At 75.3% G+C, this 4798-nt stretch carries 4 protein-coding genes and 1 pseudogene; 2 read left to right on the forward strand and 3 right to left on the reverse strand.

What is annotated here, in order from left to right:
- Positions 1-292: hypothetical protein (locus G3I42_RS04935; RefSeq protein WP_164282714.1), on the forward strand; the 292-nt coding region annotated here is incomplete at its 5' end.
- A gap of 270 nt (positions 293-562) precedes the next feature.
- Here the strand turns inward: G3I42_RS04935 and G3I42_RS04940 are convergent.
- The 3 genes from G3I42_RS04940 to G3I42_RS04950 form a co-directional block, all read right to left on the reverse strand.
- Positions 563-1537: a DUF5926 family protein gene (locus G3I42_RS04940; RefSeq protein WP_164282716.1), complete on the reverse strand. Its 975-nt coding sequence runs from the start codon at positions 1535-1537 to the stop codon at positions 563-565.
- Between the two features lie 409 nt (positions 1538-1946).
- Positions 1947-2666: an ATP-binding protein gene (locus G3I42_RS38175; RefSeq protein ID WP_164282719.1), complete on the reverse strand. Its 720-nt coding sequence runs from the start codon at positions 2664-2666 to the stop codon at positions 1947-1949.
- Between the two features lie 535 nt (positions 2667-3201).
- A complete protein-coding gene (locus G3I42_RS04950) occupies positions 3202-4053 on the reverse strand; it encodes a glycerophosphodiester phosphodiesterase family protein (protein WP_164282721.1) in 852 nt (283 codons plus the stop codon).
- Positions 4054-4528: 475 nt separating this feature from the next.
- On the opposite strand from G3I42_RS04950, the pseudogene G3I42_RS36835 reads away from it, so the two are divergent.
- Positions 4529-4798 (forward strand): annotated as a pseudogene (locus tag G3I42_RS36835) (hypothetical protein); the annotation flags it as partial.

The raw sequence follows: 4798 nt of genomic DNA on the forward strand, positions 1-4798 counted from the left end.
GGACCGGGTCCCCGGCGCGCTGCGCTTCCACGGCAGCGGCGGCTACCTCGTCCTGCCGCCCTCCCGCACGGGGTCGGGCACGGCGGGCTGGGCCCGGGGCCCGCTGCCGGAGCCGGGTGACGGGGCGGGGGCGACGTCGGGAGCGCGGCAGGGCGTACGGGACGGGGCGGCGGGGACGCGGCAGGGCCTACGGGGCGAGTGGGCGCGTCCGTGGCTGCCGGAGGTGGGGACGGTGCTCGGGCCGGTCGTGGAGACGCTCACGCGGCCGGGGGTCAACGCGCCGGAATTCTGAGCGCGGAGGGGGCGTCCGGGGGACGCGGTGGCGCGCTCCGCGGCTTGCGCCGCGCGCCCTGCGCCATGCGGCGTGACCTGCGTCCGGACATGGAAGGACCCGGTTGCTGGCGACGGGGGATGCACCAGCAACCGGGCTAATTGAACGGTAACAAGAGATCGCCGGTTCGCAAATTCGGTCTCATCCGTTCGGGCCCGGTCTTAAGCGGACTTTGCCTTCGGGTGTGACCGGACTCACGCGGGCATGCGCCGAGCGGACCGGCGTCGTGCCTCAGTTGAGCGTGACCTGGCGGTTGGTGAGACCGGCACGGGCGCGGCGCTCCTCGGCGGTGAGCGGCGTCGTGGCGGCGAGTGCCGCGTCGAGACGCTCGGCGAAGGAGGCCGCGGGCTTCTCGGTGTCCGCCGCGCTCATCGTGCTGGGCAGGTCCCACACGGGCACGGTCAGCCCGTGCGCGCGGAAGGAGCCGACGAGCCGGGTGCCCTCGCCGAGCGAGGACTCACCGGCGGCGTGGAGCCGCGCGAGCGCGTCGAGCAGCCGCTCCTCCGGCACGGTCGTGACCCACCGCAGGTGGTTCTTCTCCGGCACCTCGCACCAGTACGCGGCATCGACGCCGCTGAGCCGCACGGTCGGCACCGCCGCCGCGTCGGCGCGCTCCAGCGAGGCCGTGACCTCGGCGGACGCGTTCTGCGCCTCGCCCTCGGGGAGCCAGAAGGCGAAGCCCTCGTGGACCTCCGGCACGAACGGCGCGCCGAGGTCCAGGAGGTCTTGGAGGCGGGGCCCGTCGACGGGCGCGCGGCGTGCCTCGACCGGGTTGCCCGGCTCGGCGGCGAGCGCGCGGCGCAGCGTGTCGGCGAGGTCGCGGCTCAGGTCGCCCGAAGCGGTGTCGTTCTGGAGACCGAGCAGGACGGAGCCGTCCTCGCGGCGCAGCGCGGGCCAGGCCATGGGCAGCACGGTCGCGAGCGTCACGGCGGGCACGCCCTCGGGCAGCCCGCCCGCGAGGTGGAGCGGAACGGTCGCGGCCGGCACGAGTTCGCGCAGCGCGACCCAGTCGGCCTCACCGGGCAGTCCCTCGAACGGGCGGCTGACGAGTTCGGTCGCCGCCTGCGCGGCGGCACGCCCGTGACACGCCTTGTACCGGCGGCCCGAACCGCACGGGCAGGGCTCCCGCGCCCCGACCACCGGCACCTCACCGCCCGCGAACGCGGTGCTCGCCTTGCCCTTGGACTGCGGGCGCTTCTTGGCCATCGTCGGTGTTCTCCCGTCACGGCTCGGCTGGTACGGCGGCGAGCCTAACGCCTCGCGCCATCCCGTCCCCACGCACTCGAACGGGTGAACGGGGCGGGTGCGGGAGCAGAGGGGGCGGGGCGTGCGTGGGGGTGGGTGAGGAGGTGGAGGCTGTCCGGGGAGGTGCCCGGTGGTGCGCGAAGACGGTCAGGATTCGGGCAGGAGGCAGGGGGAGCTGTGCCCGAGCGGGCACGGGGAGGGGAGTGCGGGGCGCGTGTGGCCTGGGGGGCAATGCCGTGGGCACGGGGCTGCTTTCGGGCCCGCGCCGGACGCACAGCAGCCCCCGCGCCGGACGCACAGCCGCCCCCGCGCCGGAGGCACAGCCGCCTCCGCGCCCCCGCGCTGGACGCACAGCCGCTCCGCCCAGCCGTCAGCCCGCCCCGCCGAACCGTGGTGTCCCGTACGGGGAGCCGCCGAAGCCGCCGCCTCCGCCGAAGCCGCCGCCTCCGCCGAAGCCGCCGCCGCGACCGAAGCCCTTGCCCCGGCCGAAGCCGCTGCCGCCGTTTCCCCTGCGGCCGCCCGCGGCCTCCGGCTCCGTGTCCCCGAAGCCCGGCTCGTCGAGGCCCAGCTCCGCCAGGCCGGGGACAGCCGCCGCGCTGGTGACGCGGCTCGCGAAGTCCTCGGCACGATGATCGCCGGGCAGGAGGGTGGCCCACACGGTGACCTCGCCGTGCGGTTCGTCCCTGACGCCCCACTTCTCCGCGAGCGCCGTCACGATGCCGAGGCCACGGCCTCCGTGCGCGCTCACCGAGGGCGTCGAGGGAACGGGACGGGTGGGCCCGCCGCCGTCCGTGACCTCGACGGTCAGCCGGCCACCGGGCGTCACCTCCCAGGCGGCGAGGACGTCACCCTCCTCGAACTCCTCCGCGCCCGGCCGCGCCGTCTCCTCCGGCAACGGTCTGCCGTGCCGACAGGCGTTGCTGAGCAGTTCGGAGAGGACGAGGACCGCGTCGTCGATGACCGGGTCCGGCACTCCGTGCCCGGTCAGCTCGTCCCGCATCCGATGCCGTGCCCTGCGTACGCCCGACGGACCGTGCGGTACGGCCATGCTCGACGACGCGGGCACTTCCTGTGCGACCACCGTTGCCACCCCCGGAACCTCCTTCACCCCCACGCCAGGGAGTCAATGCCCTCCCGGACTGGACCGGAAACCGGCCAACGGCCGCCGTCCGCAGGCATTCACTCCGACCGCCACGGAGCGGATGCGCGCGAGTGCACGGCGTACGCGACGACCCGTCCCGGAAGACAGCGGTTACCACGAGCGGAGCGGATCGTTCGGTTCCGTCCGAGGCGCGCGGCCCGCGCCCAGCGCCCACGCCACCCCCGGTGTCCTGCGAACATGACCCCGTCATATGCACGGGGCGCCCACCTGCGAGACCCGGCCCGGGCCGCCTGTCCGCACCGTCCCCACATGCCGCTCCCCACCCCGTCCCGAGCCCTGCGCCGCCCCGCACAGGACCCGCCCAAATCCCCCACCCGCCCCGGCCGCAAGACGTTTTCCGGCCGTCGGTCCACCCCCACTCCCGGCCGCCGCGTCGAGGCCGCCGCGCGCCAGGACCACGCCGGGCCGGACCGTCCGAAGCCGGAGCCGCCCCGCGCCGGACCCCCCACGGCCCCTCGCCGCCTCAGCGCCCGAGCTGCTGGAGCACCGCCCGGGGCCGGTTCGTGATCACCGCGTCGACGCCGAGCCGCACGCACAGGTCCACGTCCGCCGGATTGTTGACGGTCCAGACGTGCACGGGGTGCCCCGCCTCCTGCATGCGCGCCACGTACGCGGGGTGGTTGCGGACGAGACGGATGCTCGGCCCCGCGATCCGCACCCCCGGGGGCAAGCGGCCCTCGCGGTGCCGGGGGGACGCGAACTGGGTGAGGTGCACGGTCGGCAGGAGCGGCGCCAGCGCCCGTACGCGGTGCAGCGAGCGCGCCGAGAAGCTCATGACCCGAACGGGTGAGGGGGCGGGGCGGAACGGATCGTCCGCCCCTTCGCCGTCCTCGGCGACCCCCGTCTTGCCCGTGAGCCCGAAGCGTTCGAGCAGGTGGATGAGACGCTCCTCCACCTGCCCGGCCCAGCGGGTCGGGTGCTTCGTCTCGACGGCGAGTTCGAGCCGCCGCCCGGAGGCGTTGGTGTCGACGAGGAGTTCGAGCAGTCGTTCGAGGGTGAGGACGGAGGTGGTCTCCGGGTCCCAGTCGGGCGACTCCTCGGCCTCGTCCCGGCCCTTCCAGGAGCCGAAGTCGAGCGCGGCGAGTTCGGCGAGTTCGAGCGCCGAGACGGCGCCGCGCCCGTTCGACGTGCGGTTGACCCGCCGGTCGTGGACGCACACGAGGTGGCCGTCCGCGGTGAGGCGGACGTCGCACTCCAAGGCGTCGGCGCCCTCCTCGATGGCCCGCGCGTAGGCCGCGAGCGTGTGTTCGGGCGCGGCCTCGGAGGCGCCGCGGTGGGCGACGACCTGGGGGGTGTGGTGTCGAGCGTCGGTCACGCCGCCATGCTCCCATCGCACCCCCCACCCCCGCGCGGCGCACGGAGCGCCCGGGGGCCACCGCTCCCCCGCGCGCGCTCCCGTGCGCGGTCCCGCACACGCTCCCGGCACGCGCTCGCGCAGGTGCCCCTGTGCGTGCTTCCGCCAGGCCCTGTACGCGGCGTGTACGGGGCGTGTACGCGCACTGTGCGGGGCCTGGGCAGGGGGCGCGCGCGGGGGGCGTGCGGGGGTGTTTGATGGGGGCGTACGGGTGCACGTCCGGAGTTTTCCGGGGCGCACTCCAGTCGGGTTCCGGCAGGGAATTCGGTGGGCCGAAGGGTGTGCTCGCGGTGATGATCGACATGACGCGTACACACAGGGTCGGCTTACAGTGCCCTGACGTGCGGTGGGAAAAGCTGACCGCAGACGAACGACCGTGGACAACGATCGTGCGCAACGATCGAGAAACCAGTACCGGCGCTCCGGCGCCGGGAGGGTGGACGCCTCGCCGGGAGGCGGACGTACACCCACTCGTGGGACCCGTAACGACCGTGGGACCGCCGTGACCGAGGAGACTGAGCCCGTGAGCACCGAGAACGAGGGCAACGAGGTACCCCCCGCCCCGTCCGCACCTCCCGCTTCGGCCGAGGGCTCGGAGCGGCGAGCGGAGACCGGCCCGAGCGACGCCGCGAGCCCGGCCGGGCCGAGCGACCGTACGAGCCAGGGCGGCCCGGACGCGTCGTCCGCCCCCGCCGCCGGACCCACC

The sequence above is a fragment of the Streptomyces sp. SID11385 genome, assembly GCF_010548245.1.
GTDB lineage: Bacteria > Actinomycetota > Actinomycetes > Streptomycetales > Streptomycetaceae > Streptomyces.